This window comes from Pseudomonas sp. FW305-7, assembly GCF_058786735.1.
This window is the reverse complement of record NZ_JBYSZA010000025.1, coordinates 1-23,288: the sequence shown is the minus strand read 5'-3', so window position 1 is coordinate 23,288 and position 23,288 is coordinate 1. Positions and strand designations below refer to the sequence as shown.

The window sequence follows — 23,288 nt, the reverse complement described above, 5'->3', positions numbered from 1 at the left end:
CCTGTGCTGGCCTCATCGCTGGCAAGCCAGCTCCCACAAGTATTGATGTCGGCTGCAAATTTTGTGAACACCTTTGAACCCTGTGGGAGCTGGCTTGCCAGCGAAGAGGCCGGTTGGCTCACTACACTTTTTTCTGGATGACCCATGCTCCAACTGATCCTCGGCGGCGCCCGCTCCGGCAAAAGTCGCCTGGCAGAAAAACTCGCCAGCGACACTCAACTGGCCGTGACCTACATCGCCACCAGCCAGCCGCTGGACGGTGAAATGAGCGACCGCGTCGCCCATCACCGAGCCCGCCGCCCCGCTGAATGGGCGCTCATCGAAGAGCCGCTGACGCTTGCTCGCGTACTGCGCGAAAACGCTAGCGCCGAGCGCTGCCTGCTGGTCGATTGCCTGACTCTGTGGATGACCAATCTGCTGATGCTCGACAATGCCGAACGCCTCGCTGCCGAACGCGAAGCCCTGCTCGAATGCCTGGCGTCACTGCCGGGGGAAATCATTTTTGTCAGCAACGAGACCGGAATGGGTGTCGTGCCGCTGGGCGAATTGACTCGCCGCTACGTCGATGAAGCCGGTTGGCTGCATCAAGCTCTGGCCGAGCGTTGTCAGCGTGTTGTCCTGACCGTCGCCGGCCTGCCCCTGACCTTGAAAGGATCTGCGTTATGACCCAAACCTGGTGGCTGAATCCGTGCAAACCGGTGCACGCCGATATCGTTGAGCAAGCGGCGGCACGGCAACAGCAATTGACCAAACCGGCCGGTTCCCTGGGCCGTCTCGAGTCCGTGGCGGTGCAACTGGCCGGTCTGCAAGGGCAGGTCAAACCGACGCTTGAGCAGATCTGGATTGCGATTTTTGCTGGTGATCACGGCGTGGTCGCTGAAGGTGTTTCTGCGTTTCCACAGGAAGTCACCGGGCAGATGCTGCTCAACTTCGTCAGTGGCGGGGCAGCGATCAGCGTTTTGGCGCGCCAGCTTAATGCGCAACTGGAAGTGGTGGATCTGGGCACGGTGACGCCGTCGCTGAATCTGCCGGGCGTACGTCACTTGAACATCGGCGCGGGTACGGCGAATTTCGTTCAGGGCGCCGCGATGACCCAAGCGCAAGGCGAACTCGCGTTGCAGGCCGGTCGCGACAGCGTACTGCGGGCGAAAGCGGCACGCGCGCAGTTGTTCATCGGCGGCGAAATGGGCATTGGCAATACCACCGCTGCGAGCGCGCTGGCGTGTGCGTTGCTCGACTGCCCGGTGGTGCATCTGACCGGTCCCGGGACTGGTTTGAATGCCGAAGGCGTCAGCCATAAAGCGCAAGTGATCGAGCGTGCTTTGGCCTTGCACGCGGCGCAACGGGGTGATGCGTTGCAGACGCTGTTCAATCTGGGTGGTTTCGAGATTGCGGCGCTGGTCGGCGCGTATCTGGCAGCGGCGCAGGAGGGTGTCGCGGTGCTCGTCGATGGCTTTATCTGCACCGTCGCTGCGCTGGTAGCTGTACGCCTGAATCCGGCCTGCCGCGAGTGGCTGCTGTTTGGTCACCGTGGCGCGGAACCGGGTCACCGCCATGTGCTGGAAACGTTGAACGCCGAACCATTGCTGGAACTCGGTCTGCGCCTGGGCGAAGGCAGCGGAGCGGCGTTGGCGGTGCCGCTGTTGCGTCTGGCCTGTGATCTGCACGGGCAGATGGCGACGTTCGCCGAAGCAGCGGTGGCGGATCGTCCGGCATGACCTTGCGTCTGGATCTGCTGCGCCACGGTGAGACGGAACTGGGTGGTGGCTTGCGCGGCAGCCTCGACGATGCGCTCACTGAGAAGGGCTGGGCGCAGATGCGTGCGGCGGTCATCGCGGGCGGGCCGTGGGATCGTCTGGTCAGTTCGCCGTTGCAGCGTTGTGCGCGCTTTGCCGCTGACTTGGGCGAGCAATTGAATCTGCCGGTGCAACTGGACAAGGATCTGCAGGAACTGCATTTCGGTGCGTGGGAAGGGCAGAGCGCGGCGGCGTTGATGGAAACCGATGCCGAGGCGTTGGGGCTGTTTTGGGCGGATCCCTATTCATTTACGCCGCCGCAAGGGGAGCCAGTCGGCGATTTTTCTGCACGGGTGTTGGCGGCGGTTGCGCGGTTGCACAGGGCTTACGCGGGTGAGCGGGTGCTGCTGATCAGTCATGGCGGAGTGATGCGCCTGTTGCTGGCGCGGGCGCGAGGGTTGCCTCGTGAGCAACTGCTTAATGTCGAAGTCGCTCATGGGGCATTGTTCTCACTGACCGTCGACGCTGATGGCTCGCTCAAGGAAGGTCGCTGACATGTTGCCGCTGTGGATCGCCCTGCAATTTCTCAGCAGTCTGCCGATTCGTTTGCCGGGGATGCCTGAGCCTGAACAGCTTGGGCGTTCGCTGCTGTTTTATCCGCTGGTCGGGCTGCTGTTCGGCGTGATGCTCTGGGCGCTGAATCTGGCGTTGGCTGGCACGCCGCTGTTGCTGCACGGGGCGTTGTTGTTGACGGTTTGGGTGTTGCTCAGCGGGGCATTGCATCTTGATGGACTTGCCGACAGCGCCGATGCCTGGCTCGGCGGTTTTGGTGATCGCGAGCGCACGCTGACGATCATGAAGGATCCACGTAGCGGGCCGATTGCGGTGGTGACGCTGGTGTTGGTGTTGTTGCTCAAGTTTGCGGCGTTGCTGGCGTTGATCGAACAGCAGCAGACGCTCGCGCTGATCATCGTGCCGGTGCTTGGGCGCGCGGCGCTGCTCGGGTTGTTTCTGACCACGCCGTATGTGCGGGCCGGTGGCTTGGGGCAAGCGTTGGCCGATCATCTGCCGCGCAGAGCGGGTTGGTGGGTTGTTGCGGTGAGCGCGTTGGCGTGTGTGCTGATTGCCGGGTTCAAGGCTGTTGTTGCGCTGCTGGTGGCGGTTGTCGTGTTCGTCTGGCTGCGGCGAGTGATGGTGCGGCGGTTGGGCGGTACGACCGGAGACACGGCGGGGGCGTTGCTGGAGTTGCTGGAGATGGCGGTGCTGGTTGGGCTGGTTTTGGTCTGACAGATGTATGTTGAATCTGCTGGCCTCATCGCTGGCAAGCCAGCTCCCACAGGTATTGGGGTGGTTTGCCGATTTTTGGGCAATGTCATTTCCTGTAGAAATTTTATGTTGAATCTGCTGGCAAGCCAGCTCCCACAGGTATTGGGGTGGTTTGCCGATTTTTTGGGCAATGTCATTCTCTGTGGGAGCTGGCTTGCCAGCGATAGCAATCCTTCAGGCACCACAAATGTTATGGGTGAACTCATCTGTAACTTGATTTAACACAGTCGCGGGTATATACACGCATCATGCTTCCTTCTCAGTGTTTGTGCACTAACCTGCGTCGCGCCGCTCGTGGCGTCAGCAGGCATTACGACGGCGCTCTCGACGGCTTCGGGATCAACGTTGCCCAGTATTCTTTGCTGTGCAATCTGCAGCGTCTGGATCAACCGAGCATCTCCGAACTTGCCGAAGCCATGGGCCTGGATCGCAGCACCCTGGGGCGCAATCTGCGCGTGCTGGAAGGCGAAGGGCTGGTGACGCTGGCCGAGGGCGCGGACATGCGTAACCGGATTGTCCGGCTCACCGAAACCGGCGCACAGCGTTTGGCAGCAGCGCTGCCGGCGTGGGAAGCGGCGCAGCAGCGATTGATTGATCGTCTGGGTGCCGAGAAGCGTGAAACCTTGCTCAAATTGCTGGATGAACTGGCTTGATGCCAGTTTTTTCGGGTTCAAGCGGGTATATACCCGCGACTGGAGAATAACAATGACATCGATGTGGCGTGCGTGCGGTTGGGTGTTGCTGGGAAGTGCGCTGATCCTGGCGTTGTCATTGGGCGTGCGTCACGGCTTCGGCCTGTTCCTGTCGCCGATGAGTGCACAGTTCGGCTGGGGCCGCGAGGTGTTTGCCTTCGCGATCGCCTTGCAGAACCTGATCTGGGGTCTGGCGCAGCCTTTTACCGGAGCGCTGGCTGACCGTTTCGGTGCGGCGAAAGTCGTACTCGTTGGTGGAGTGCTCTACGCGGCGGGTCTGGTGTGCATGGGGCTGTCTGATTCGGCGGTGACGTTGTCACTGAGCGCTGGCCTGCTGATCGGTATCGGTCTTTCCGGCACTTCGTTCTCGGTCATCCTCGGCGTCGTAGGGCGTGCCGTGCCACCAGAGAAACGCAGCATGGGCATGGGCATCGCCAGTGCCGCTGGCTCTTTCGGCCAGTTCGCCATGTTGCCGGGGACATTGGGGCTGATTGGCTGGCTCGGCTGGTCGGCCGCACTGCTGGTGCTGGGCCTGCTGGTGGCGATGATCGTGCCGCTGGTGAGCATGCTCAAGGACAAACCGCTGCCGGTGCTCGGTCACGAGCAGACGCTGTCCGAAGCGCTACGCGAAGCCTGTTCGCACTCGGGGTTCTGGCTGTTGGCGTTCGGCTTTTTCGTCTGTGGTTTTCAAGTGGTATTCATTGGTGTGCATCTGCCGGCGTACCTGGTCGATCAGCATCTGCCAGCCACGGTCGGCACCACGGTGCTGGCGTTGATCGGGCTGTTCAACATCTTCGGTACCTACACCGCCGGCTGGCTCGGCGGGCGCATGTCGAAACCACGTCTGCTCACTGCGCTTTACCTGCTGCGCGCGGTGGTGATCGTGCTGTTCCTGTGGCTGCCGGTGACGACCACGTCGGCCTACCTGTTCGGCATGGCCATGGGTTTCCTGTGGTTGTCGACGGTACCGTTGACCAACGGTACGGTGGCAACCTTGTTTGGTGTGCGCAATCTGTCCATGCTCGGTGGCATTGTGTTCCTGTTCCATCAGCTCGGATCGTTCCTCGGCGGCTGGCTGGGCGGGGTGGTGTATGACCGTACCGGGAGTTACGACTTGATCTGGCAAGTGGCGATTCTTCTCAGCCTGTTGGCGGCTGCATTGAACTGGCCGGTGCGCGAGCGTCCGGTGGCGCGCCTGCAAGCCGCTGCGAGCGCCGCATGAGCCGATTCTGGCCACGAATCGCCATCACCGCACTCGGCGCCGCTTTGCTGGCGCTGGTGTGGTGGGGCTGGCATCAAGGCGGGCTGGCATTGATGCAATTGGGCATGAGCATTTGCTAGAAGGCTGTCCGGCGAGTAACGTCGAAGTCTGACGACTGCTCAAGGATGTACGACATGCTGATGCGCTGGTGTGCTGTTCCCGCGTTGCTGGTGGCGTTGACTGGCCTGGCCCAGGCGGCGGATTGCCCGGAAGTGTTGCAAGGTTCGCTGCCCAAGCTGCGAGCCAAGGAATCCATCGATCTGTGCAAGCAGTACGCCGATAAGCCGCTGGTGGTTGTCAATACCGCCAGTTTCTGTGGTTTTGCGCCGCAGTTCGAAGGCCTTGAAGCGCTGCATAAACGCTACGAAGGGCAAGGGTTGCAAATGCTCGGCGTGCCTTCCAATGACTTCAAGCAAGAGTCCAAGGACAGCGCCGAGACCGCCAAGGTCTGCTACGCCAACTATGGCGTGACGTTCGCCATGACCGAACCGCAGAAAGTCCGTGGTGACGATGCCACCCATCTGTTCCAGGTGCTCGCTGCCCAAAGCAGTGCGCCAAAATGGAATTTCTACAAATACGTGATCGATCGTCAGGGCAAGGTCATCGCGAATTTCTCCAGCCTGACCAAGCCCGATGATCCGGAATTTATCGCCGCAATCGAGAAAGCCATCGCCTCGAAACCCCTGAAGAACTGAGCTCTTGTGGGAGCGAGCCTGCTCGTTTCTGAGGGCGAACGCCAGGCACAAAAAAGCCCCGCTTTCTGCGAAGAGAGCGGGGCTTTTTTGTGGGCGAGGGGTTAGCCTCGCCGTGCAGCATCAGAAGCGGTAAGTCGCGCCGACACCGAAGCCGTTTGCCGAGTTTTCATACTTGGCGTTGTAGCTCTGGCCACGATCGTTTTCGTTGCGGATCTTGACCGACTCTTCCTTCAGGTACGAGTAAGCAACGTCGATGGTCAGGTCTTCGGTCGGGCTCCAGCCGGCACCGATGCTGAAGATGGTCCGGTCGCCGGTAGGAATGCGTGGCGAACGGTCGACGTTGTTGGTCGGCGACTGGTCGAAGGTCAGACCGGTGCGCAGTACCCATTCCTTGTTCAGCTGATACGAAGTACCCACGGCGTAAGCCCAGGAATCGTGCCAGTTCTGGTCTTCGGTGATCTCGCCGAACTGATCGGCCAGCAGCGGCTGCACACCGGAGTTCTTGACGGTGATCTTTTCCAGCTGGCTCCAGCGGGTCCAGGTCGAACCGGCGTAGACGTTCCAGCGGTCGTTGATCGCTTGAGTGACCGAGAAGTCGATCGATTCAGGCGTGGTGATCTTCAACGAAGCATCGTACTTCTGGTTGGCGCCCAGACCGACCAGGGCCAGTGCGCTGTAATTGACCTTGGTGTCGCCTTCGAGCTTGTAGTCGACTTTCGAGTGATAAGTCAGACCCAGGCGGGTGGTGTCGGTCGCTTGTACCAGCACGCCGATGTTGTAGCCCAGCGCGGTGTCGTCACCCTTGATCTTGACCTTGCCGTCCGGCAGGGCCTGGGTGATCGACAGGTTCGATTCCAGCGTGCCGTCGATGCGGTTGATGGTCGGACCGAAACCGATCGATACCTTGTCGTTGAAGGCGTAGCTGACAGTCGGCTGGAAGGTGATGACTTGTACTTCCGACTTGCTGCCGAAGTAGCGGCCGGCAAAGTTTTTCTCGTAGTCAGTAATCAGGCCGAACGGCACGTATACACCGAGACCGAATGCCCAATGGTCGTCAATCGGTTTGACGTAGAAGCCCATAGGTACGGAGGTGAAGGGCACCATGTCGCCTTTGTTGCTACCGCGGTTAGGGCTGGAGCTGGCGTCGCTGATATCGGTTTTTGCGTCGAGGAATGCAACACCGCCCGTGACTTGTTCGCGCTTGATGCGCGACATGCCGGCAGGGTTGCCATAAACAGTGCTTGCGTCGTCGGCAGAAGAAGATCGCCCGGCGTACCCAGTCCCCATCCCGCTGATGCTGTGTTCGTTGATGGCAAAGCCAGCTGCGAAGATCTGGGTGGATGCCACGGTTACGGCAAGGCTAAGGGTGGTTTTGAGCATTACTTTTTTCATTATTAGAACTCCTGGTGATCACCGGGGCGAAAATTACCAACATTTTCGTCTCGGCGCTATAGTCCGTATGCCTTGAGTTAGAGCGGTTTTGTAGGACAATCCGACCAAAATCACTGCCTGTTGGGCGATCTTGTGAAACTGCTTGGTCAGCAAGCGACCTGATTCAGCGGTGAAACACAGGTTTGCCAGGCGCAGGTGAAGTCACGCAGACGACCCTGAGGTTGAAAGGTCTGACGCCAGATACGCGCCATGCCGAGCAAGTCATTCGGGTCGGGGAGGGTAGGGTTTTGTTCTTCCACCAGCAGCCAGGCGATCGCTGTGGCGTAACGCAGGTTGACGGTCAATTCCAGGTGCGGGCCGCTGAGAAAGGCATGCTGGCTGGCGAGACCGCGCACCAGGCTTGCACGCTCCGGATCGAGCGCCAGGTAGTGATCCCAAAGCGCCTGATGGCGATGCTCGGCGATGCGGTAGAGGCCGTGGCCACGGCGGTCATGCAGGGCGGACCCGAGGGCAGACTGGCTGGCGGCGATGCCCAGCAGCAGGGATTCGGCAGTCGCGCAGTGACGTCCCAGATAAATCAGCGTAGGACGGATCACATAGCGACACAGTTCGCTGGCAGCGATACCCATAAATCCCTCGGATCTTGTTATTGGGCGGCGATACCTGAAGGGGCCTTGGCAGCGGTGGATCGACTCAGGCTCGCCGGAAGCGGATCACGCCGCTTGAGTTGAAGTGTAGTGTCATATTCGCGACGTAAAGGCCTGTTTTTAAAATATTTCCGCCGACCCGTTATAACCGTTATATCGGAAGGTGCTTAAGCGCTGACCGCGCAAAGTGAAACATCAGGCAATAAAAAGCCCCGCGTTTTAAGCGGGGCTTTTGCTTTTTTGCAGCCTTTTCGGCTTTCAGGCAACCAGTGCCTGACGGGTACGATCGATCACGGCCTGCAGCGGTTCGGCGCTGGAGTATTGATCGGGGTACAGACGCTCGCTGTGGCGGGCGATCCCGTGTTCATTGACTACGGTGAAGCTGAAGCAGCCTTTGCGAGCGGCCATGATCAGGCAGTTCATTGGTGCAAAAGCGTTGGTTAGGGTGCGAATGGCATCCTGAGTATGGATTTGAGTAGACATAGTTATTAGGTGTTCCTACAAATGACACGGATAAGAACCGTGCAACGTTAAAACGTTCCAGTAATGTCGACCACCATTGGTCGAACAAAGAACCCGACTGGAACAAAGCAGCCAGTTTGAAGCGCTGATAAATTGGCGCGCTTGGGCTGGCAGGTAGGTACTTAGGAGGACAGGCATCACATCAAGGGCAAAGGTTCTGGGCCCGGGGTGAAGATCCTGATCAATTTGCAGGCTGGTTCGGTCAGAGTAAGTGGTCTTCGCAACACCCTTTGCATTATTCAAAGGCCGTGTCGCGGAAAGATTTACCTGGAAACCATCGAGGGGTCGTTCCCGCTTTTTTCGGTAAGGGCTTCTTGGAAGAAGGCTGACCGTGGGGATATGTTCGACCGGAATTGACTTTCAGCTTGGTACTAACGCCGCGGATAGTAATGGATCATTTTTGTTAAAGCAAACCTTTGTTGAAAAATTATTGAAATCTCTGGCCAAGTCTGCTTTGCATTCCATTGAATCGCCCCGAATCGGCTCACATATCGACCACCGGTCAGTGAATGTTTTTTCATCAAGCCGCGTTTTAGAGCCGCTTATCCCCAGGCAGACAGCTAAAACGACCCGAAAAAGCGCATCGATATAACCGGGTAACAGGTACTTGTGCACATTAGTTGCGCGAGCTGTAACGACGCTGTCACATCAATCCTGACCCCGATGGCTGCCTGTAACGAAAGTTTAAGTCAATGAAAAACATCGCTTTTTTTTGTTGGTGAAAAAATCGTCAGTTTGACTGCGAGCCCCATTCCACAAGGCTTTGCGAGGGTTGAAGGGCGGTTGTCCACTGAGTTATCCACAGCTTCTGTGGATTGTCCCGAGCGCTTGCTCTAGGACGGGCGTGCCGGGTTGTTTTTCGACTTTACCTGTAAGAAAAAGAGAGTAGAGTGGCGCGCCTTCCGATCTGTCCCACAGTGTTTTATGAAGTTTCGCTCAGTATCAGACTCTGTTACCTCAGAACCTCCTCGTGTTACGTCGCCAAAGCGATTTTCCGTGCGTGTGGCCGAATGGCTGCTCGACAGCCCGCGCCTGAGCGACAGTCACAATGCCAAGCACCTTGCGGGTCGCTTGCTCAAACAACCGGCGCGCGAAGGCGTGGTCGCCGCGCAAAGCCGTCTCGGACAGTTGATGTGCCGTGAATGCGGGAATGCCCGTGATCGCCGCATCGGTCACGATCTGTTGCGTCAGGCCGCGCGCGCCGGCGACCTTCGTGCGCAACAGGAACTCGGTCTCATCGAAGACTGAGCTGTCCAAGTTCTGACACCTTGGTTAACCTTCAGGCTTTATCGGATCGGCAGGAATCGCTATGGCTATGGACTTGACCAGCGTATTGCTGGGGCTCGCAGCGGCAGGGCTGCCGTTGCTGGCACTGGCCTGGCAGCTGCAGCGCCGGGCGAGCAGCGGGCAAGCCGAAGTGGCCTTGCTCGAAGAGCGACTGGCCATGGCGCAACTGGCACAGAACGGGCTCAACGCTCAACTGGAGGCCAGTCGCGACGAAGTCGCTGACCTCGGCCAGGCCAACGCGGCCAAACAAGCTGAACTGGCAGCCCTGCGTCGCGAAGTCGAGTTGTTGCAGATCGAGCGCGATGACGCCCGTGACGCTTCTCATGCCTGGAACATCGAGCGCGCCAACAAGGAAGCCGAACTGCGTCGCCTCGACGCTCAGGCGGCATCGCTGAACGCCGAATTGCGCGAGCAGCAGGAAAGCCATCAACAACGCCTCAATGACCTGCAAGGCTCGCGTGATGAATTGCGTGCGCAGTTCGCCGAGCTGGCGGGCAAGATCTTCGACGAGCGCGAACAGCGTTTTGCCGAGACCAGTCAACAACGTCTCGGCCAGTTGCTCGATCCGTTGAAAGAGCGCATCCAGTCTTTCGAAAAACGCGTGGAAGAAAGCTATCAGGCCGAGGCTCGCGAGCGCTTCTCGCTGGCCAAGGAACTGGAGCGTTTGCAAGCGCTCAATCTGCGCTTGAGCGATGAAGCCACCAACTTGACCCGCGCCTTGAAAGGCCAGAAAACCCAAGGTAACTGGGGTGAGTTGATCCTCGAACGCGTGCTGGAACATGCCGGCCTGGAGAAGGGCCGCGAGTACCAGACGCAGGTCAACCTCAAGGGCCCGGACGGCGAGCGCTTCCAGCCCGACGTGATCATTTACCTGCCAGGCGACAAACAGGTGGTGGTCGACTCCAAGGTCAGCCTGACCGCCTATCAACAGTACGTTGCCGCCGAAGACGACACGCTCGGGCAGATCGCGATCAAACAGCACGTGCTGTCCCTGCGCAATCACGTCAAGGGCTTGTCGGGCAAGGACTACAAACGTCTGGAGGGCCTGCACAGCCTCGATTTCGTTCTGCTGTTCGTGCCCATCGAAGCGGCTTTTTCGGCGGCATTACAGGCTGAGCCGACGCTGTTTCAGGACGCGTTCGACCGCAACATCGTGATCGTCAGTCCGACCACGTTGCTGGCGACGTTGCGGGTCATCGACAGCCTGTGGAAACAGGAGCGCCAGAGCCAGAACGCCCGGGAAATCGCCGAGCGGGCCGGCTGGCTGTACGACAAGTTCGTGTTGTTCATTCAGGATCTGGACGAGGTCGGCAATCGCCTGCAGCAACTGGACAAAGCCTACAGCTCGGCGCGCAACAAGCTGACAGAAGGACGCGGCAACCTGGTCAGCCGCAGTGAGCAGCTCAAACTGCTCGGTGCGCGGGCGAGCAAAAGCTTGCCGGCGGATCTGCTGGAGCGAGCGATGACGGATGTCGACGGGTTGGTCGAGTTGCCTGAGTAAACCCGATTTTGTGGCGAGGGAGCTTGCTCCCGTTGGGGTGCGAAGCATCCCCGAAAACCTGAGATTCCGATTTATCTGAAACACCGCGTTGAAAGGATTGGCGCCTGCTGCGCAGCCGAGCGGGAGCAAGCTCCCTCGCCACAGGTCTTGCGCTATCTTTGCGTTACAGCGGTAAATGGCGACTCAACAACGCCCGCAGCGCCGCCGGTTTCACCGGTTTGGCCAGATAATCCAGCCCCGCCGCATGCACCTGCGCAACCATCTCTGGTCGCCCGTCGGCACTGATCACCACGCCTGGCACCGGCTCACCCAGACTCGTGCGTAACCATGCCATCAACTCGGTCCCGGTATCCCCGTGATCGAGGTGGTAGTCGACCAGCGCCACTTGCGGCCGCACCCCGTCGCTGAGCAACGCTGCACATTCCTCACGATTGCGCGCCGTCCAGACCTGACAACCCCAACGGCTCAACAGGCTGTTCATGCCAATCAGAATGCTGTCTTCGTTATCGACGCACAGCACCTGCGCGCCGCTCAGCATCTTGCCGTTTATCTCGACAGCAGCGCTGGCCGGCACGGTCTGCGTGCGAGCCAGCGGCACACTGACGCTAAACACACTGCCGCGCCCCGGCCACGAGCGCACACGCAATGTATGACCGAGTACGCGACACAAGCCGTCGGCGATCGCCAGCCCGAGGCCGAGACCTTTTTCGGCGCGGGTCTGATGACTGTCGAGGCGTTTGAATTCCTCGAAAATCACCTGCTGCTTGTCTTCAGGAATGCCCGGCCCGCGATCCCACACCTCCAGGCACAACTCGCCGGTGCGGCGCCGTACGCCCAGCAGCACCGGGCCTTTGGCGTAGCGGAACGCGTTGGTGAGGAAGTTCTGCAGGATCCGCCGCAGCAACTTGATATCGCTGTCGATGCGCAAACGGCTGCCGCGTACGCGGAAGGTCAACCCTTGTTCCTGAGCCTGCGCCTTGAACTCGGCGCCGAGCGTGTCGAACAGCTCATTGACCGCAAAAGGCTTGCGATCCGGGTTGATCTTGCCGTTTTCCAGGCGGGAAATATCCAGCAGATCGCTGATCAGGTCTTCGGCCGAACGCAACGAACTGTCGAGGTGCTGCACCAGTTTTTGCGCCTCGCTGCTCAAACCGTCATCCTGGTGGGAGAGGGCGGCGGAGAACAGGCGAGCGGCGTTCAAGGGCTGCATCAAGTCATGGCTGACGGCGGCGAGGAAGCGGGTTTTCGATTGGTTGGCGGCTTCGGCGGTGCCCTTGGCTTCGGTCAGCGCGACGTTGAGTTGCGACAGCTCCTGAGTCCGTTCGCTGACCCGTTGCTCCAGGCCTTCGTTGGCTTCGGTCAAGGCCTGCTCGGCCTCGCGGAACGCGGTAATGTCGGTAAAACTCATGACAAAACCGCCGCCCGGCATCGGGTTGCCGATCAGCTCGATCACCCGGCCGTTGGGGAACAGCCGTTCAGAGGTGTGCGCGCGACCCTGCCGCATCCAGTGCAAACGCCGGGCGACGTGGACTTCCGCCTCGCCGGGACCGCACAAGCCACGCTCGGCGTTGTAGCGAATGATGTCGGCAATCGGCCGGCCGACGCTGATCAGTCCGTCCGGGTAGTTGAACAGTTCCTGGTAACGCCGGTTCCACGCCACCAGTTTCAACGACTGGTCGACCACGCTGATGCCTTGGGTGATGTTCTCGATGGCGCCTTGCAGCAGGGCGCGGTTGAACTGCAACACCTCGGAAGCTTCGTCGGCAATTCGCACGACGTCCTCCAGCTGCATCTCCCGACCTTCGATGGCGGCTTTTACTACCGCTCGCGTCGAAGAGGCGCCCAGCACGCCGGCCAGCAAACGTTCGGTATGGGCAATCCATTCACCGTCGGCGTTCTGATTGGGGTTGAAGGCTTTGCCTTGGCGGTAGGCAAATCGAATGAAGCTCTGGCGAGCACGTTCTTCACCGACAAAGCGCGCGGCCAGTTGCAACAGATCATCGATCTGTACCGCCAGCATCGAGCGCGCACTCGGGCGGGCGCTGATTTCCTGACCGATGAAGCGCCCGGCCTGCCAGTGCTCCGAAACCCGCGTGCGGGACAACACCGAGACCCAGGCGAACAAGGTGAAGTTGCCCGCCAGCGACAGCACCACGCCTTGGGTCAATGGCGTGATCGGCAAGTTCAGCGGGTTGCTGTGCAGCCACGCCAGACCGGGGAAGGTGTCCAGCGACCAGCCGAGACTGCGCGCGGCAATCGGCAGGATCAGCGTGTAAAACCACAGGAATGTGCCGGCGGCGAGGCCGGCAAACACGCCACGCCGGTTGGCCTGTTTCCAGTACAGCGCACCGAGCATCGCCGGCGCCAGTTGCGTCACGGCGGCGAAGGCGATCTGGCCGATGGTCGCCAGACTCGCCGTGGAACCGAGCAATCGATAGCTGACATAAGCCAGCAGCAGAATCAGCACGATGCTCACTCGGCGTACCGACAACATCCACTGACGAAATACCTCGAACGGACGCTCGGCATTGTTGCGCCGCAGCAACCACGGCAACAGCATGTCGTTGGAAACCATGGTCGACAGCGCCACGCTGGCGACGATGACCATGCCGGTGGCGGCTGAAGCGCCGCCGATAAACGCCAGCATGGCCAGCGCCGGGTGCGCCTGGGCCAGTGGCAGGCTGATCACGAATGAATCAGGCAGCACGTTGCTCGGGAGCAGCATCTGACCGGCGAGGGCGATTGGCACTACAAACAGCGCGGCCAGCGCGAGGTACGCCGGGAACACCCATTTGGCCAGGCGCAGATCCTGCGGATCGATGTTCTCCACCACGGTGACGTGAAACTGCCGTGGCAGGCAGATGATCGCCATCATGGCCACGCCGGTCTGCACCACCATCGACGGCCAGTTGATGGTTTCTTTCCAGTATTCCTCCAGGCGCGGGGCGAGCATCGCCTGATTGAACAGGTCGTCGAAACCGTCATACAGGCCATAAGTGACGAAGGCGCCGACGGCGAGAAAGGCGAACAGCTTGACCAGCGACTCGAACGCAATCGCCAGCACCATGCCCCGGTGGTGTTCGGTGGCGTCGAGGTTACGCGTGCCGAAAACAATGGTGAACAGCGCCAGCACCAGCGACACGATCAACGCGGTGTCCTGGGCGCGGGTGCCCATTGCATCGGCCCCGGCGCCGATCAGCAGATTCACGCCGAGGACGATGCCTTTGAGTTGCAGAGCGATGTAGGGCAGAACGCCGACCAGACAGATCAGCGCCACGACCACCGCCAGCGATTGTGATTTGCCGTAGCGCGCGGCAATGAAGTCAGCGATGGAGGTGATGTTCTCCTGTTTGCTGATCATCACCATTTTTTGCAGGACCCACGGTGCACAGACCAGCAGCAGGATCGGCCCGAGGTAAATCGGCAGGAATGACCACAACTGTTCAGCGGCTTGACCGACCGCGCCGAAAAACGTCCAGCTGGTGCAATAAACCGCCAGCGACAAGCTGTACACCCAGGCACGCATCCGTGGCGGCAGCGGCGTGCTGCGACGGTCGCCGTAGAAGGCGATGGCGAACATGATGGCCATATAGGCCAGGGCGACGGCGGCGATCAGCCCGGTGGACAACGACATGCAACACTCCCGACAGAAGACTCCCCGGCACTCCTGCCCGGGCGGACAGTCTCGCATGAGTGCGGCGGTTAGTCAGTGTCGACCAAGGTCGTGGCGTGGCGGGGTGTCGCAGGTGTGGAACCGGGTGGTTTGAGAGTGACTGGGCGGCCTCATCGCTGGCAAGCCAGCTCCCACAGTTTTCAGGGCGTATACAAAATTTGCATTCGCTGGAGATCCCTGTGGGAGCTGGCTTGCCAGCGATGGCGTCAGTCCTGTTTCAGCGCGATATCAATCAACCGGTGCAATTCCTCCACCTGCAGCGCCGCCGCGGAAAACAGAATGCGAAACACCACCGGCGCCACCACCAGATTGATCAAATGATCAACGCTCGGTGCCGGCTCATCCGGATGACGCTCAATGATCGTCTGCAACTGCGCGCCGATAATCGTCACGCAATACCCCGGCGTGGCACTCGCCTGCACGTCGCGCATCATGTTGCGTCCGGGTTCGGAACTCATCTCGTCGAGATACTGCTCGGCCCACGCGCGGATATCGCTGCGCAAACTGCCGGTTTCTGCCGGTTCGCTGTCAGGACGCATGCGGGCGAGGGCGACGTCGGCCAGTAAGGCCGCCAGATCACCCCAACGTCGATAAATCGTCGACGGCGTAACGCCTGCGCGTGCGGCGATTTGCGGGACGGTCACGGTCGAACGCTCCTGTTCTTGCAGGAGCGCGCGGACTGCCGAATGAATCGACTCTTGCACCCGGGCACTGCGACCACCTGGGCGTAAACCTTCTTTAATAGCCATGCGGCAGACCTTAACACAAAGAATTTGCTTTAAGCACAGGCCGAGAGCACACTCCGCAAAAGCAAAAAATTAGCTTTTGCGGAGTGTGCACATGAATAGCCTTGCATCCAATCGTCCCAGCCTGTGGTTTCTGGCGATCACCTTACTGAGTTTTCTCGCCGCTTCCACGGCGCCGACGCCGTTGTATCACCTCTATCAGGATCAGCTGCATTTCTCGGCAGCCATGCTGACGTTGATTTTCGGCGTCTACGCTCTGAGTTTGCTGGCGGCGCTGTTAACCGTCGGATCGCTGTCCGATCATCTCGGGCGTAAACCGGTGATCTTCGCTGCCGTTCTGCTCAATGCGCTGGCGATGCTGTTGTTCATCAGCGCAGACAGCGTCACCTGGCTGATCAGTGCGCGGGTGCTGCAAGGCTTCGCGACCGGCATGGCCACTGCCGTATTAAGTGCAACGCTGCTCGACACCGACCGTCAGCAAGGACCGCTGATCAACAGTGTTGCGCCGTTGCTGGGTATGGCGTTGGGAGCCATGGGCTGTGGCCTGCTGGCCGAATTCGCCCCGGCGCCGTTACAACTGACGTACTGGCTGCTGCTCGCGCTGTTTGTGCTGCAAGCACTGTATGTCTGGCGCCTGCCGGAGAGCGTCAGCCCGCAGGCTGGGGCCTGGGCGTCGTTGCGGCCGACACTGCATGTCCCGGCTCAGGCACGTTCAACGTTGTGGCGAGTGCTGCCGCTGAACACCGCGACCTGGGCGCTCGGCGGTTTCTACGCATCGCTGGCGCCGTCGCTGGTGCGCACGGCCACCGGTTCCACTTCCAATCTGATCGGCGGCGCAACCGTCGCAGCACTGACCGTCACCGGCGCCCTGATGATCTTCACCCTGCGCAATCGTCCCGCCACGCGCGCTTTGCAGCTGGGCGCAAGCTTGCTGCCAAGTGGTCTGGTGCTGATTCTGCTCGGTGTGCACAGCGCCAGTCTGTCGCTGTTTTTCCTCGGCACGCTGGTCGCCGGGTGTGGTTTCGGCTCAGGCTTTCTCGGCGCGGTGCGCAGCCTGGTGCCGCTGGCGTTACCGCATGAGCGGGCCGGGTTGATGTCGGCGTTTTACGTGCTGAGCTATCTGGCGTTTTGCTTGCCTGCTTTATTAGCCGGGCACTTCACCCACCAACTCGGATTGCTGGCCACGACTGATGTGTATGGCGGGGTGCTGATCGTGTTGGCCGTGGCAGCGCTGTTGCTCAGTCTGCGTCCTCGATCTGCCAAAGTGTGCAGCGCTCCATGAGCACAGCGGTTTCGGTTAGCCTTGCCCGGCCACTCTTCTCACGGATCGATTCATGAAGATTATTCGCAGCAAGACCTTCACCGCCGACCGCGCTTGGGGCGCGCTCGATATCGCCAACATGAACGGCATCACCACGCGCCTGCACTGGACCGATCAGCCGTACAAGTGGCACGTCAATGACGGTGAGGAAGTGTTTGTGGTGCTCGACGGCAAAGTCTCGATGCATTACCGCGAGGAAGGTGAAGAAAAACAGGTGCAGTTGGCGGTTGGCGATATCTTCTACGCCTCGGTCGGTACCGAACATGTCGCGCATCCGCAGGGCGTCGCACGGATTCTGGTCATCGAAAGTGAAGGCAGTGTTTGACTGCTTATCTATAGAACAGATAACAGTTAGAGAAATTACCCGTTATATAGATATTCGATTCGGATCTACCATGGACTCAACCTCACCTGAGGACAGGAGTTCATGATGATTTGCCCTAACAGCGCCAAACCCGGCATCAAGCCGCTCAGCCAACTTCAGCATCCGCGTGAAGTGATCCGTCAATTCACTCCGAACTGGTTCGCCGCAACCATGGGTACTGGTGTGCTGGCGCTGGCACTGGCGAATTTGCCGGTGGCGATTCCCGGGATGCATGCCGTGGCCGAAGGGCTGTGGCTTTTCAACATCCTGTTGTTCACATTGTTTACCGCTGCCTACGCCGCGCGCTGGATCCTGTTTTTCGACGAGGCGCGGCGGATTTTCGGCCATTCCACCGTATCGATGTTCTTCGGCACCATTCCCATGGGACTGGCCACGATCATCAACGGCTTTCTGTTGTTTGGTCTGCCGCGTTGGGGCGAGGGTGTCATCCAGTTGGCCGAAGTGCTGTGGTGGATTGATGTGGCGATGTCTCTGGCCTGTGGTGTGTTGATTCCCTACATGATGTTTACCCGTCAGGAACACAGCATCGACCAGATGACGGCGGTTTGGCTGTTGCCGGTGGTGGCTGCGGAAGTGGCGGCGGCCAGCGGCGGTTTGCTCGCTCCGCATCTGACCGATGCCCACTCGCAACTGGTGATGTTGACCACAAGCTACGTGCTCTGGGCGTTTTCCCTACCGGTAGCGTTCAGCATTCTCACAATCTTGTTGCTGCGCATGGCCCTGCACAAACTTCCTCACGAGAATATGGCTGCCTCGAGCTGGCTGGCCCTCGGCCCGATTGGCACTGGTGCGCTGGGCATGTTGCTGCTGGGGGCCGATGCGCCGGCCATCTTCGCCGCCAACGGCCTGCCGGGCATTGGCGAAATCGCTTCCGGCATTGGCCTGGTGGCGGGGATCACACTGTGGGGCTTTGGTCTGTGGTGGATGCTGATGGCACTGCTGATCACCGTGCGTTATCTGCGCGACGGTATTCCGTTCAACCTCGGTTGGTGGGGGTTCACCTTTCCATTGGGCGTGTATTCGCTGGCAACGCTTAAGCTTGCCAGTACGCTGAACCTCGGGTTTTTCAGTGTGGTTGGTTGCGTGCTGGTGGCCCTGTTGGCCTTGATGTGGCTGATTGTCGGCAAGCGCACCGTGCAAGGGGCATGGCGTGGTGAGCTGTTTGTTTCGCCGTGCATTGCAGGTTTGAAGAAATAACCTGAAAAGTTTAGGTAATGTGTGGCCTGGATCGCGGTTCGAGATTCCAATACAAGAACCCAGGCCTCTCTACCCAACATCAGGAAAACACGGAAGATGAGTCACCCCTCACAGTTCAACCTGCTGCGCACCCGGCGCTTCCTGCCGTTTTTCATCACGCAGTCGCTCGGTGCGTTCAACGACAACGTGTTTAAACAGTCGCTGATCCTCGCCATTCTCTACCGGCTGACCATCGAGGGTGATCGCTCGATCTGGGTCAACCTGTGTGCGCTGCTGTTTATTCTGCCGTTCTTCCTGTTTTCGGCGCTGGCCGGGCAGTTCGGCGAGAAGTTCGCCAAGGACGCGCTGATCCGTCTGATCAAACTTGCGGAAATCGCCATCATGGCGGTGGGCTCGGTCGGCTTCCTCTTCGATCACTTGTCGCTGATGCTGGTGGCGCTGTTCGCGATGGGCACTCATTCGGCGCTGTTCGGGCCGGTGAAGTATTCGATCCTGCCGCAGGCCTTGCGTGAAGAGGAATTGGTCGGCGGCAACGGTCTGGTGGAGATGGGCACGTTCCTCGCGATTCTTGCGGGGACCATCGGTGCCGGGGTCATCATGTCCTCGACCCACTACGCGCCGCTGGTGTCGACCGCCATTGTCGGCATCGCCGTGCTGGGTTATCTGGCCAGCCGCAGCATTCCCCGCGCGGCGGCCTCGTCACCGGAAATGCGTCTGAACTGGAACATCTTCAGCCAATCCTGGGCGACCCTGAAACTGGGCCTGGGCCAGACGCCCGCAGTATCGCGCTCGATTGTCGGCAACTCGTGGTTCTGGTTTGTCGGGGCGATTTACCTGACGCAGATCCCGGCCTACGCCAAGGAGTGGATGCACGGCGATGAAACCGTGGTCACGCTGATTCTCACCGTGTTCTCGGTGGGTATCGCGCTGGGTTCGATGCTCTGCGAAAAGCTCTCCGGGCGCAAAGTCGAGATCGGTCTGGTGCCGTTTGGCTCATTCGGTCTGACGGTGTTCGGCTTGCTGCTGTGGTGGCATTCCGGTGGGATTCCCGACAGTGTCACTGGCCACAGTTGGACCGAAGTCCTGGGCTTTGCTCACACCTGGGCAGTGTTGGTGGACATTCTCGGCCTCGGCATTTTCGGCGGCTTCTACATCGTGCCGCTGTACGCATTGATCCAGTCGCGCACGGCCGAGAACGAGCGGGCGCGAGTGATTGCCGCCAACAACATTCTCAACGCGCTATTCATGGTGGTGTCGGCGATTGTCTCGATCGTGTTGTTGAGCGTGGTCAAACTGTCGATCCCGCAACTGTTCCTCGTGGTGTCGCTGCTGAACATCGGCGTCAACGCTTACATCTTCAAGATCGTTCCCGAGTTCAGCATGCGTTTCATGATCTGGCTGCTCAGCCATTCCATGTACCGCGTCGAGCATCGCAACCTTGAAGCTATTCCGGATGAAGGCGCGGCGTTGCTGGTGTGCAACCACGTGTCGTTTGTCGACGCCTTGCTGATCGGCGGCGCGGTGCGTCGGCCGATTCGCTTTGTCATGTACTACAAGATCTACAACTTGCCGGTGCTGAACTTTATCTTTCGTACGGCGGGGACGATTCCGATTGCCGGACGCAATGAAGACATTCAGATCTACGAAAAAGCCTTCAGCCGCATTGCCCAGTATCTGAAGGACGGTGAGCTGGTGTGCATCTTCCCTGAGGGCAAGTTGACCGCCGATGGCGAGATCAATGAGTTCAAGGGTGGGCTGACGCGGATTATCGAGGAAACGCCGGTGCCGGTGATTCCGCTGGCGTTGCAGGGCTTGTGGGGGAGTTTCTTCAGTCGCGACCCGAACAAGGGTGTGTTCCGCCGGTTGTGGTCGCGGGTGACGTTGGTGGCGGGTGCGCCTGTGGACGTCGAGGCGGCGCAGCCAGAGAAGTTGCAGACGTTGGTGGGCGATTTGCGGGGCGCCGTTAGATAGTTGGTGAAGGGACTGCCCCCATCGCTGGCAAGCCAGCTCCCACAGGTTTCCTGGGTGTACACAGCATTTGTGTTCACCGGAAATCCTTGTGGGAGCTGGCTTGCCAGCGATGGGGCCAGAGGCCTAAGCGCTCATTTTAAGGCCGATCAAACCAGTGATGATCAACGCCACACTGGCCAGCCGGATCAACGCCATCGACTCGCCAAACAGAATGATTCCGGCAATCACCGTGCCCACAGCGCCGACCCCGGTCCAGATCGCATAAGCCGTGCCCAGCGGCAATTCCTTCATCGCCAGACCCAGGAGGCCAAGGCTGATGGCCATGGCCGCAACGGTCAATACGGTGGGGAGCGGGCGGGTGAAGCCATCGGTGTATTTCAGGCCGACGGCCCAGCCGACTTCAAACAGGCCGGCGAAAAACAGAATGATCCAGGACATGAGAGACCTCCATCGATTGACGGGGTCGTCCCCAGATTAAAAACTCGATCGAGCCGCAGGGTCGTCCCCGCGTTGCGCGACATATTGCCGAGCCTTGATCCGGGGATCAAGTTTCAGCTCAGTCGACGGCCTGTTGCGCCAACGCTTCGCGATCTTCCTTCTCACTCATGCGCCGGAAATAGGTTGAAAGGAGTGCTCCGGAAATGTTGTGCCAGACACTGAACAATGCACTTGGTACCGCCGCCAGTGGCGAGAAGTGTGCACTGGCCAAAGCGGCGCCCAATCCCGAGTTCTGCATGCCGACCTCCAGCGCCAGCGACTTGCGCTGCGCCAGCGGCAATTTGAACAGGCGACCGGTGAAGTAACCCAGCAAGTAGCCGAAACTGTTGTGCAGCATCACCACCGCCAGGATCAGCAGACCCGATTCGGCGATTTTCGCCTGACTGGCCGCCACTACAGCGGTGACGATGATCACGATGCTGACCACCGACACCAGCGGTAACACCTCCACCGCATGGCGGACCTTGTCACCGAGCAGGCGTTGCGCAACCACACCGAGAATGATCGGCAGCAGCACCACTTGCAGGATCGACCAGAACAACTCCATGAACGACACCGGCAACCACGCCGAAGCCAACAGCCAGATCAACGCCGGGGTCAGCAGCGGGGCGAGGAGGGTGGTCACGGCGGCAATGGCCACCGACAACGCCAGATCGCCACGGGCCAGCCAGGTCATCACGTTGGATGAGGTGCCGCTCGGGCAACAGCCAACCAGGATCACTCCGACGGCGATTTCCGGCGGCAGGTGAAATACCTGGCAGAGCAACCACGCCACTCCGGGCATGATCACGAAATGCGCGACTACGCCCAGCGCGACACGCCATGGGTGGCGGGCGACAGCGGCGAAATCATCAAGTTTGAGGGTCAGGCCCATGCCGAACATCACCAGGCCCAGCAGCGGCACGATCGCGCTTTTGAGGCCGAGGAACCATGCCGGTTGCAGGAACGCGATGACCGCGAAAATCAGAACCCAGTAAGCGAAGGTATTGCCGACAAAGCGGCTGAGTGCAGCCAGTGCGCGCATGGCTTGTTCCTTATTATTGAGTGAACACCACATAACATTGTGGGAGCTGGCTTGCCAGCGATGGCGGTGTGTCAGACGGCATATGAGCTATCTGTAACACCGCTATCGCTGGCAAGTCAGCTCCCACAGTAGACCCCGGTTTCTCCAGTTGAAACCGGTTATGTTCAGATCCCCTGCGGAGTCTCTTCGCCACCCAACGCTTCCACCAGCGCCGGCAGGAAATCACCGAACGTCAGCATCATCAGGGTGAAGCTGGCGTCCAGTTGACCCAGGGCTTCGTCGCCGCCGTCCTGTTCCGCCTGATCCTGCAACAGATCTTCGAACTTCAGGCGTTTGACGGTCATCTTGTCATCGAGCATGAACGACAGCTTGTCCTGCCAGGCCAACGACAATTGAGTAACGACTTTGCCGGTGCTCAGGTGCAGCTGGATTTCTTCGCTGGTCAGGTCCTGACGCTTGCAGCGCACGATGCCGCCGTCTTCGTGGGTGTCGCGCAGTTCGCACTCGTCCAGCACATAGAAGTCGTCGGCGGCTTTCTGCGTGGTGACCCAATCGGTCATGACTGCGGTTGGCGCCATTTTCACGGTCAGCGGACGTACGGGCAGGGTGCCGATCACTTCACGAATGGTCGAAAGCAGGTCTTCGGCACGTTTCGGGCTGGCCGAGTTGACCAGGATCAGGCCTTGTTTCGGCGCGATGGCGGCGAAGGTCGACGAGCGACGGATAAAGGCGCGCGGCAGGAACGCCTGGATGATTTCATCCTTGATCTGGTCGCGTTCCTTCTTATAGACCTTGCGCATCTGCTCGGCTTCGATCTCTTCGACCTTTTCCTTGACCGCATCGCGTACGACGCTGCCCGGCAGAATGCGTTCTTCTTTACGTGCAGCGATCAGCAGGAAATCACCGCTGACGTGCACCAGTGGAGCATCTTCGCCTTTGCCGAACGGCGCGACGAAACCGTAGGTGGTCAACTCCTGGCTTGCACATGGACGCGCCAGTTTGGTGGCCAGTGCAGTTTCCAGCGCCTCGGCATCGACAGGCAGGTCTTGGGTCAGGCGATAGATAAGCAGGTTTTTGAACCACATGGGGTGAGTCTCTCCTTTATACAAAGGGGGGCATTATTGTCTTCGCCGTGGCATAGGCCAACCCTTCTCTAAGCCTTTGGAAGGCCTGAGAAAATTATTTAAAAAAGTGCTTGCCAGAGGTGGGGTCGCTCCGTAGAATGCGCGCCACACCGAAGCGAAGGGTGATTAGCTCAGCTGGGAGAGCGTCTGCCTTACAAGCAGAATGTCGGCGGTTCGATCCCGTCATCACCCACCATTCGTTTCAAGTGTTTAGCGCAGCGGTAGTTCAGTCGGTTAGAATACCGGCCTGTCACGCCGGGGGTCGCGGGTTCGAGTCCCGTCCGCTGCGC

At 59.7% G+C, this 23,288-nt stretch carries 22 protein-coding genes and 2 tRNA genes; 16 read left to right on the top strand and 8 right to left on the bottom strand.

Annotated features, from left to right (window positions below):
* Positions 1–144 precede the first annotated feature (144 nt).
* The 8 genes from cobU to AC3WMT_RS23975 all read left to right on the top strand — a co-directional run bounded on the left by cobU (position 145) and on the right by AC3WMT_RS23975 (position 5,710).
* A complete protein-coding gene (cobU, locus tag AC3WMT_RS24010) occupies positions 145–666 on the top strand; it encodes a bifunctional adenosylcobinamide kinase/adenosylcobinamide-phosphate guanylyltransferase (protein WP_103306932.1) in 522 nt (173 codons plus the stop codon).
* The gene (gene cobT / locus AC3WMT_RS24005) at positions 663–1,718 is read left to right on the top strand and encodes a nicotinate-nucleotide--dimethylbenzimidazole phosphoribosyltransferase (RefSeq protein ID WP_103306933.1); all 1,056 of its coding nucleotides are present in this window, start codon (positions 663–665) and stop codon (positions 1,716–1,718) included. Before cobU ends, cobT begins: the two co-directional genes overlap by 4 nt.
* Positions 1,715–2,290, top strand: a complete 576-nt coding sequence (gene cobC, locus AC3WMT_RS24000) for an alpha-ribazole phosphatase family protein (protein ID WP_103306934.1) — start codon at positions 1,715–1,717, stop codon at positions 2,288–2,290. Before cobT ends, cobC begins: the two co-directional genes overlap by 4 nt.
* Before the next feature lies 1 nt (position 2,291).
* A complete protein-coding gene (locus AC3WMT_RS23995) occupies positions 2,292–3,023 on the top strand; it encodes an adenosylcobinamide-GDP ribazoletransferase (protein WP_103306935.1) in 732 nt (243 codons plus the stop codon).
* Positions 3,024–3,310: 287 nt separating this feature from the next.
* Positions 3,311–3,715, top strand: coding sequence for a MarR family winged helix-turn-helix transcriptional regulator (locus tag AC3WMT_RS23990; protein WP_103306936.1), 405 nt, complete (start codon positions 3,311–3,313; stop codon positions 3,713–3,715).
* Between the two features lie 61 nt (positions 3,716–3,776).
* The gene (locus AC3WMT_RS23985) at positions 3,777–4,976 is read left to right on the top strand and encodes an MFS transporter (protein ID WP_177431462.1); all 1,200 of its coding nucleotides are present in this window, start codon (positions 3,777–3,779) and stop codon (positions 4,974–4,976) included.
* Positions 4,973–5,095: a hypothetical protein gene (locus AC3WMT_RS23980; protein ID WP_256583597.1), complete on the top strand. Its 123-nt coding sequence runs from the start codon at positions 4,973–4,975 to the stop codon at positions 5,093–5,095. The genes AC3WMT_RS23985 and AC3WMT_RS23980 overlap by 4 nt, the downstream gene beginning before the upstream one ends.
* A 54-nt stretch (positions 5,096–5,149) precedes the next feature.
* Complete coding sequence (locus AC3WMT_RS23975; RefSeq protein WP_103306938.1) at positions 5,150–5,710, top strand: glutathione peroxidase; 561 nt, start codon at positions 5,150–5,152, stop codon at positions 5,708–5,710.
* A 120-nt stretch (positions 5,711–5,830) separates the two neighbouring features.
* On the opposite strand, the gene AC3WMT_RS23970 is transcribed toward AC3WMT_RS23975, so the two are convergent.
* The 3 genes from AC3WMT_RS23970 to AC3WMT_RS23960 all read right to left on the bottom strand — a co-directional run bounded on the left by AC3WMT_RS23970 (position 5,831) and on the right by AC3WMT_RS23960 (position 8,232).
* The gene (locus AC3WMT_RS23970) at positions 5,831–7,102 is read right to left on the bottom strand and encodes an OmpP1/FadL family transporter (RefSeq protein ID WP_103306939.1); all 1,272 of its coding nucleotides are present in this window, start codon (positions 7,100–7,102) and stop codon (positions 5,831–5,833) included.
* A gap of 146 nt (positions 7,103–7,248) precedes the next feature.
* The gene (locus AC3WMT_RS23965; RefSeq protein ID WP_103306940.1) at positions 7,249–7,731 is read right to left on the bottom strand and encodes a hypothetical protein; all 483 of its coding nucleotides are present in this window, start codon (positions 7,729–7,731) and stop codon (positions 7,249–7,251) included.
* A gap of 276 nt (positions 7,732–8,007) precedes the next feature.
* The gene (locus AC3WMT_RS23960) at positions 8,008–8,232 is read right to left on the bottom strand and encodes a hypothetical protein (RefSeq protein WP_064586664.1); all 225 of its coding nucleotides are present in this window, start codon (positions 8,230–8,232) and stop codon (positions 8,008–8,010) included.
* 963 nt (positions 8,233–9,195) lie between these two features.
* Here AC3WMT_RS23960 and AC3WMT_RS23955 point away from each other — a divergent pair.
* Positions 9,196–9,519, top strand: a complete 324-nt coding sequence (locus AC3WMT_RS23955; protein WP_103306941.1) for an SEL1-like repeat protein — start codon at positions 9,196–9,198, stop codon at positions 9,517–9,519.
* A 175-nt stretch (positions 9,520–9,694) separates the two neighbouring features.
* Positions 9,695–11,059: a DNA recombination protein RmuC gene (locus AC3WMT_RS23950; RefSeq protein ID WP_177431463.1), complete on the top strand. Its 1,365-nt coding sequence runs from the start codon at positions 9,695–9,697 to the stop codon at positions 11,057–11,059.
* Between the two features lie 163 nt (positions 11,060–11,222).
* On the opposite strand, the gene AC3WMT_RS23945 is transcribed toward AC3WMT_RS23950, so the two are convergent.
* Both AC3WMT_RS23945 and AC3WMT_RS23940 read right to left on the bottom strand, forming a co-directional pair.
* Positions 11,223–14,693 carry a hybrid sensor histidine kinase/response regulator gene (locus tag AC3WMT_RS23945; protein WP_103306943.1) on the bottom strand — a complete coding sequence of 1,157 codons (3,471 nt, stop codon included), beginning with the start codon at positions 14,691–14,693 and terminating at the stop codon, positions 11,223–11,225.
* Positions 14,694–14,938: 245 nt separating this feature from the next.
* Positions 14,939–15,481 carry a TetR/AcrR family transcriptional regulator gene (locus AC3WMT_RS23940; protein WP_103306944.1) on the bottom strand — a complete coding sequence of 181 codons (543 nt, stop codon included), beginning with the start codon at positions 15,479–15,481 and terminating at the stop codon, positions 14,939–14,941.
* Positions 15,482–15,572: 91 nt separating this feature from the next.
* Between AC3WMT_RS23940 and AC3WMT_RS23935 the strand changes: the two genes are divergently transcribed.
* The 4 genes from AC3WMT_RS23935 to AC3WMT_RS23920 all read left to right on the top strand — a co-directional run bounded on the left by AC3WMT_RS23935 (position 15,573) and on the right by AC3WMT_RS23920 (position 20,352).
* Positions 15,573–16,760, top strand: a complete 1,188-nt coding sequence (locus AC3WMT_RS23935; RefSeq protein WP_103306945.1) for an MFS transporter — start codon at positions 15,573–15,575, stop codon at positions 16,758–16,760.
* A gap of 52 nt (positions 16,761–16,812) precedes the next feature.
* Positions 16,813–17,124, top strand: a complete 312-nt coding sequence (locus tag AC3WMT_RS23930) for a cupin domain-containing protein (RefSeq protein WP_103306946.1) — start codon at positions 16,813–16,815, stop codon at positions 17,122–17,124.
* A gap of 105 nt (positions 17,125–17,229) precedes the next feature.
* Complete coding sequence (locus AC3WMT_RS23925) at positions 17,230–18,381, top strand: TDT family transporter (RefSeq protein ID WP_103306947.1); 1,152 nt, start codon at positions 17,230–17,232, stop codon at positions 18,379–18,381.
* A gap of 96 nt (positions 18,382–18,477) precedes the next feature.
* The gene (locus AC3WMT_RS23920; RefSeq protein ID WP_103306948.1) at positions 18,478–20,352 is read left to right on the top strand and encodes an MFS transporter; all 1,875 of its coding nucleotides are present in this window, start codon (positions 18,478–18,480) and stop codon (positions 20,350–20,352) included.
* Between the two features lie 123 nt (positions 20,353–20,475).
* Here the strand turns inward: AC3WMT_RS23920 and sugE are convergent, their stop codons facing one another.
* From sugE to rdgC, 3 genes are all read right to left on the bottom strand, one after another.
* Positions 20,476–20,790 (bottom strand): quaternary ammonium compound efflux SMR transporter SugE, encoded by a 315-nt coding sequence (gene sugE / locus AC3WMT_RS23915; RefSeq protein WP_103306949.1) that lies wholly within the window; start codon positions 20,788–20,790, stop codon positions 20,476–20,478.
* A 118-nt stretch (positions 20,791–20,908) separates the two neighbouring features.
* The gene (locus AC3WMT_RS23910) at positions 20,909–21,874 is read right to left on the bottom strand and encodes a bile acid:sodium symporter family protein (protein ID WP_103306950.1); all 966 of its coding nucleotides are present in this window, start codon (positions 21,872–21,874) and stop codon (positions 20,909–20,911) included.
* Between the two features lie 164 nt (positions 21,875–22,038).
* A complete protein-coding gene (gene rdgC, locus AC3WMT_RS23905) occupies positions 22,039–22,959 on the bottom strand; it encodes a recombination-associated protein RdgC (RefSeq protein WP_103306951.1) in 921 nt (306 codons plus the stop codon).
* Between the two features lie 159 nt (positions 22,960–23,118).
* On the opposite strand from rdgC, the gene AC3WMT_RS23900 reads away from it, so the two are divergent.
* Both AC3WMT_RS23900 and AC3WMT_RS23895 read left to right on the top strand, forming a co-directional pair.
* Positions 23,119–23,194 (top strand) — tRNA-Val (locus AC3WMT_RS23900).
* Between the two features lie 19 nt (positions 23,195–23,213).
* Positions 23,214–23,287, top strand: a tRNA-Asp gene (locus AC3WMT_RS23895).
* Position 23,288: the final 1 nt, after the last annotated feature.

Excerpts from the sequence above, each read along its gene's own strand:
- cobU (WP_103306932.1), top strand. The coding sequence starts at position 145 with ATGCTCCAACTGATCCTCGGCGGCGCCCGCTCCGGCAAAAGTCGCCTG.
- cobT (WP_103306933.1), top strand. The coding sequence starts at position 663 with ATGACCCAAACCTGGTGGCTGAATCCGTGCAAACCGGTGCACGCCGAT.
- cobC (WP_103306934.1), top strand. The coding sequence starts at position 1,715 with ATGACCTTGCGTCTGGATCTGCTGCGCCACGGTGAGACGGAACTGGGT.
- AC3WMT_RS23995 (WP_103306935.1), top strand. The coding sequence starts at position 2,292 with ATGTTGCCGCTGTGGATCGCCCTGCAATTTCTCAGCAGTCTGCCGATT.
- AC3WMT_RS23990 (WP_103306936.1), top strand. The coding sequence starts at position 3,311 with ATGCTTCCTTCTCAGTGTTTGTGCACTAACCTGCGTCGCGCCGCTCGT.
- AC3WMT_RS23985 (WP_177431462.1), top strand. The coding sequence starts at position 3,777 with ATGTGGCGTGCGTGCGGTTGGGTGTTGCTGGGAAGTGCGCTGATCCTG.
- AC3WMT_RS23980 (WP_256583597.1), top strand. The coding sequence starts at position 4,973 with ATGAGCCGATTCTGGCCACGAATCGCCATCACCGCACTCGGCGCCGCT.
- AC3WMT_RS23975 (WP_103306938.1), top strand. The coding sequence starts at position 5,150 with ATGCTGATGCGCTGGTGTGCTGTTCCCGCGTTGCTGGTGGCGTTGACT.
- AC3WMT_RS23970 (WP_103306939.1), bottom strand. The coding sequence starts at position 7,102 with ATGAAAAAAGTAATGCTCAAAACCACCCTTAGCCTTGCCGTAACCGTG.
- AC3WMT_RS23965 (WP_103306940.1), bottom strand. The coding sequence starts at position 7,731 with ATGGGTATCGCTGCCAGCGAACTGTGTCGCTATGTGATCCGTCCTACG.
- AC3WMT_RS23960 (WP_064586664.1), bottom strand. The coding sequence starts at position 8,232 with ATGTCTACTCAAATCCATACTCAGGATGCCATTCGCACCCTAACCAAC.
- AC3WMT_RS23955 (WP_103306941.1), top strand. The coding sequence starts at position 9,196 with ATGAAGTTTCGCTCAGTATCAGACTCTGTTACCTCAGAACCTCCTCGT.
- AC3WMT_RS23945 (WP_103306943.1), bottom strand. The coding sequence starts at position 14,693 with ATGTCGTTGTCCACCGGGCTGATCGCCGCCGTCGCCCTGGCCTATATG.
- AC3WMT_RS23940 (WP_103306944.1), bottom strand. The coding sequence starts at position 15,481 with ATGGCTATTAAAGAAGGTTTACGCCCAGGTGGTCGCAGTGCCCGGGTG.
- AC3WMT_RS23935 (WP_103306945.1), top strand. The coding sequence starts at position 15,573 with ATGAATAGCCTTGCATCCAATCGTCCCAGCCTGTGGTTTCTGGCGATC.
- AC3WMT_RS23930 (WP_103306946.1), top strand. The coding sequence starts at position 16,813 with ATGAAGATTATTCGCAGCAAGACCTTCACCGCCGACCGCGCTTGGGGC.
- AC3WMT_RS23925 (WP_103306947.1), top strand. The coding sequence starts at position 17,230 with ATGATTTGCCCTAACAGCGCCAAACCCGGCATCAAGCCGCTCAGCCAA.
- AC3WMT_RS23920 (WP_103306948.1), top strand. The coding sequence starts at position 18,478 with ATGAGTCACCCCTCACAGTTCAACCTGCTGCGCACCCGGCGCTTCCTG.
- sugE (WP_103306949.1), bottom strand. The coding sequence starts at position 20,790 with ATGTCCTGGATCATTCTGTTTTTCGCCGGCCTGTTTGAAGTCGGCTGG.
- AC3WMT_RS23910 (WP_103306950.1), bottom strand. The coding sequence starts at position 21,874 with ATGCGCGCACTGGCTGCACTCAGCCGCTTTGTCGGCAATACCTTCGCT.
- rdgC (WP_103306951.1), bottom strand. The coding sequence starts at position 22,959 with ATGTGGTTCAAAAACCTGCTTATCTATCGCCTGACCCAAGACCTGCCT.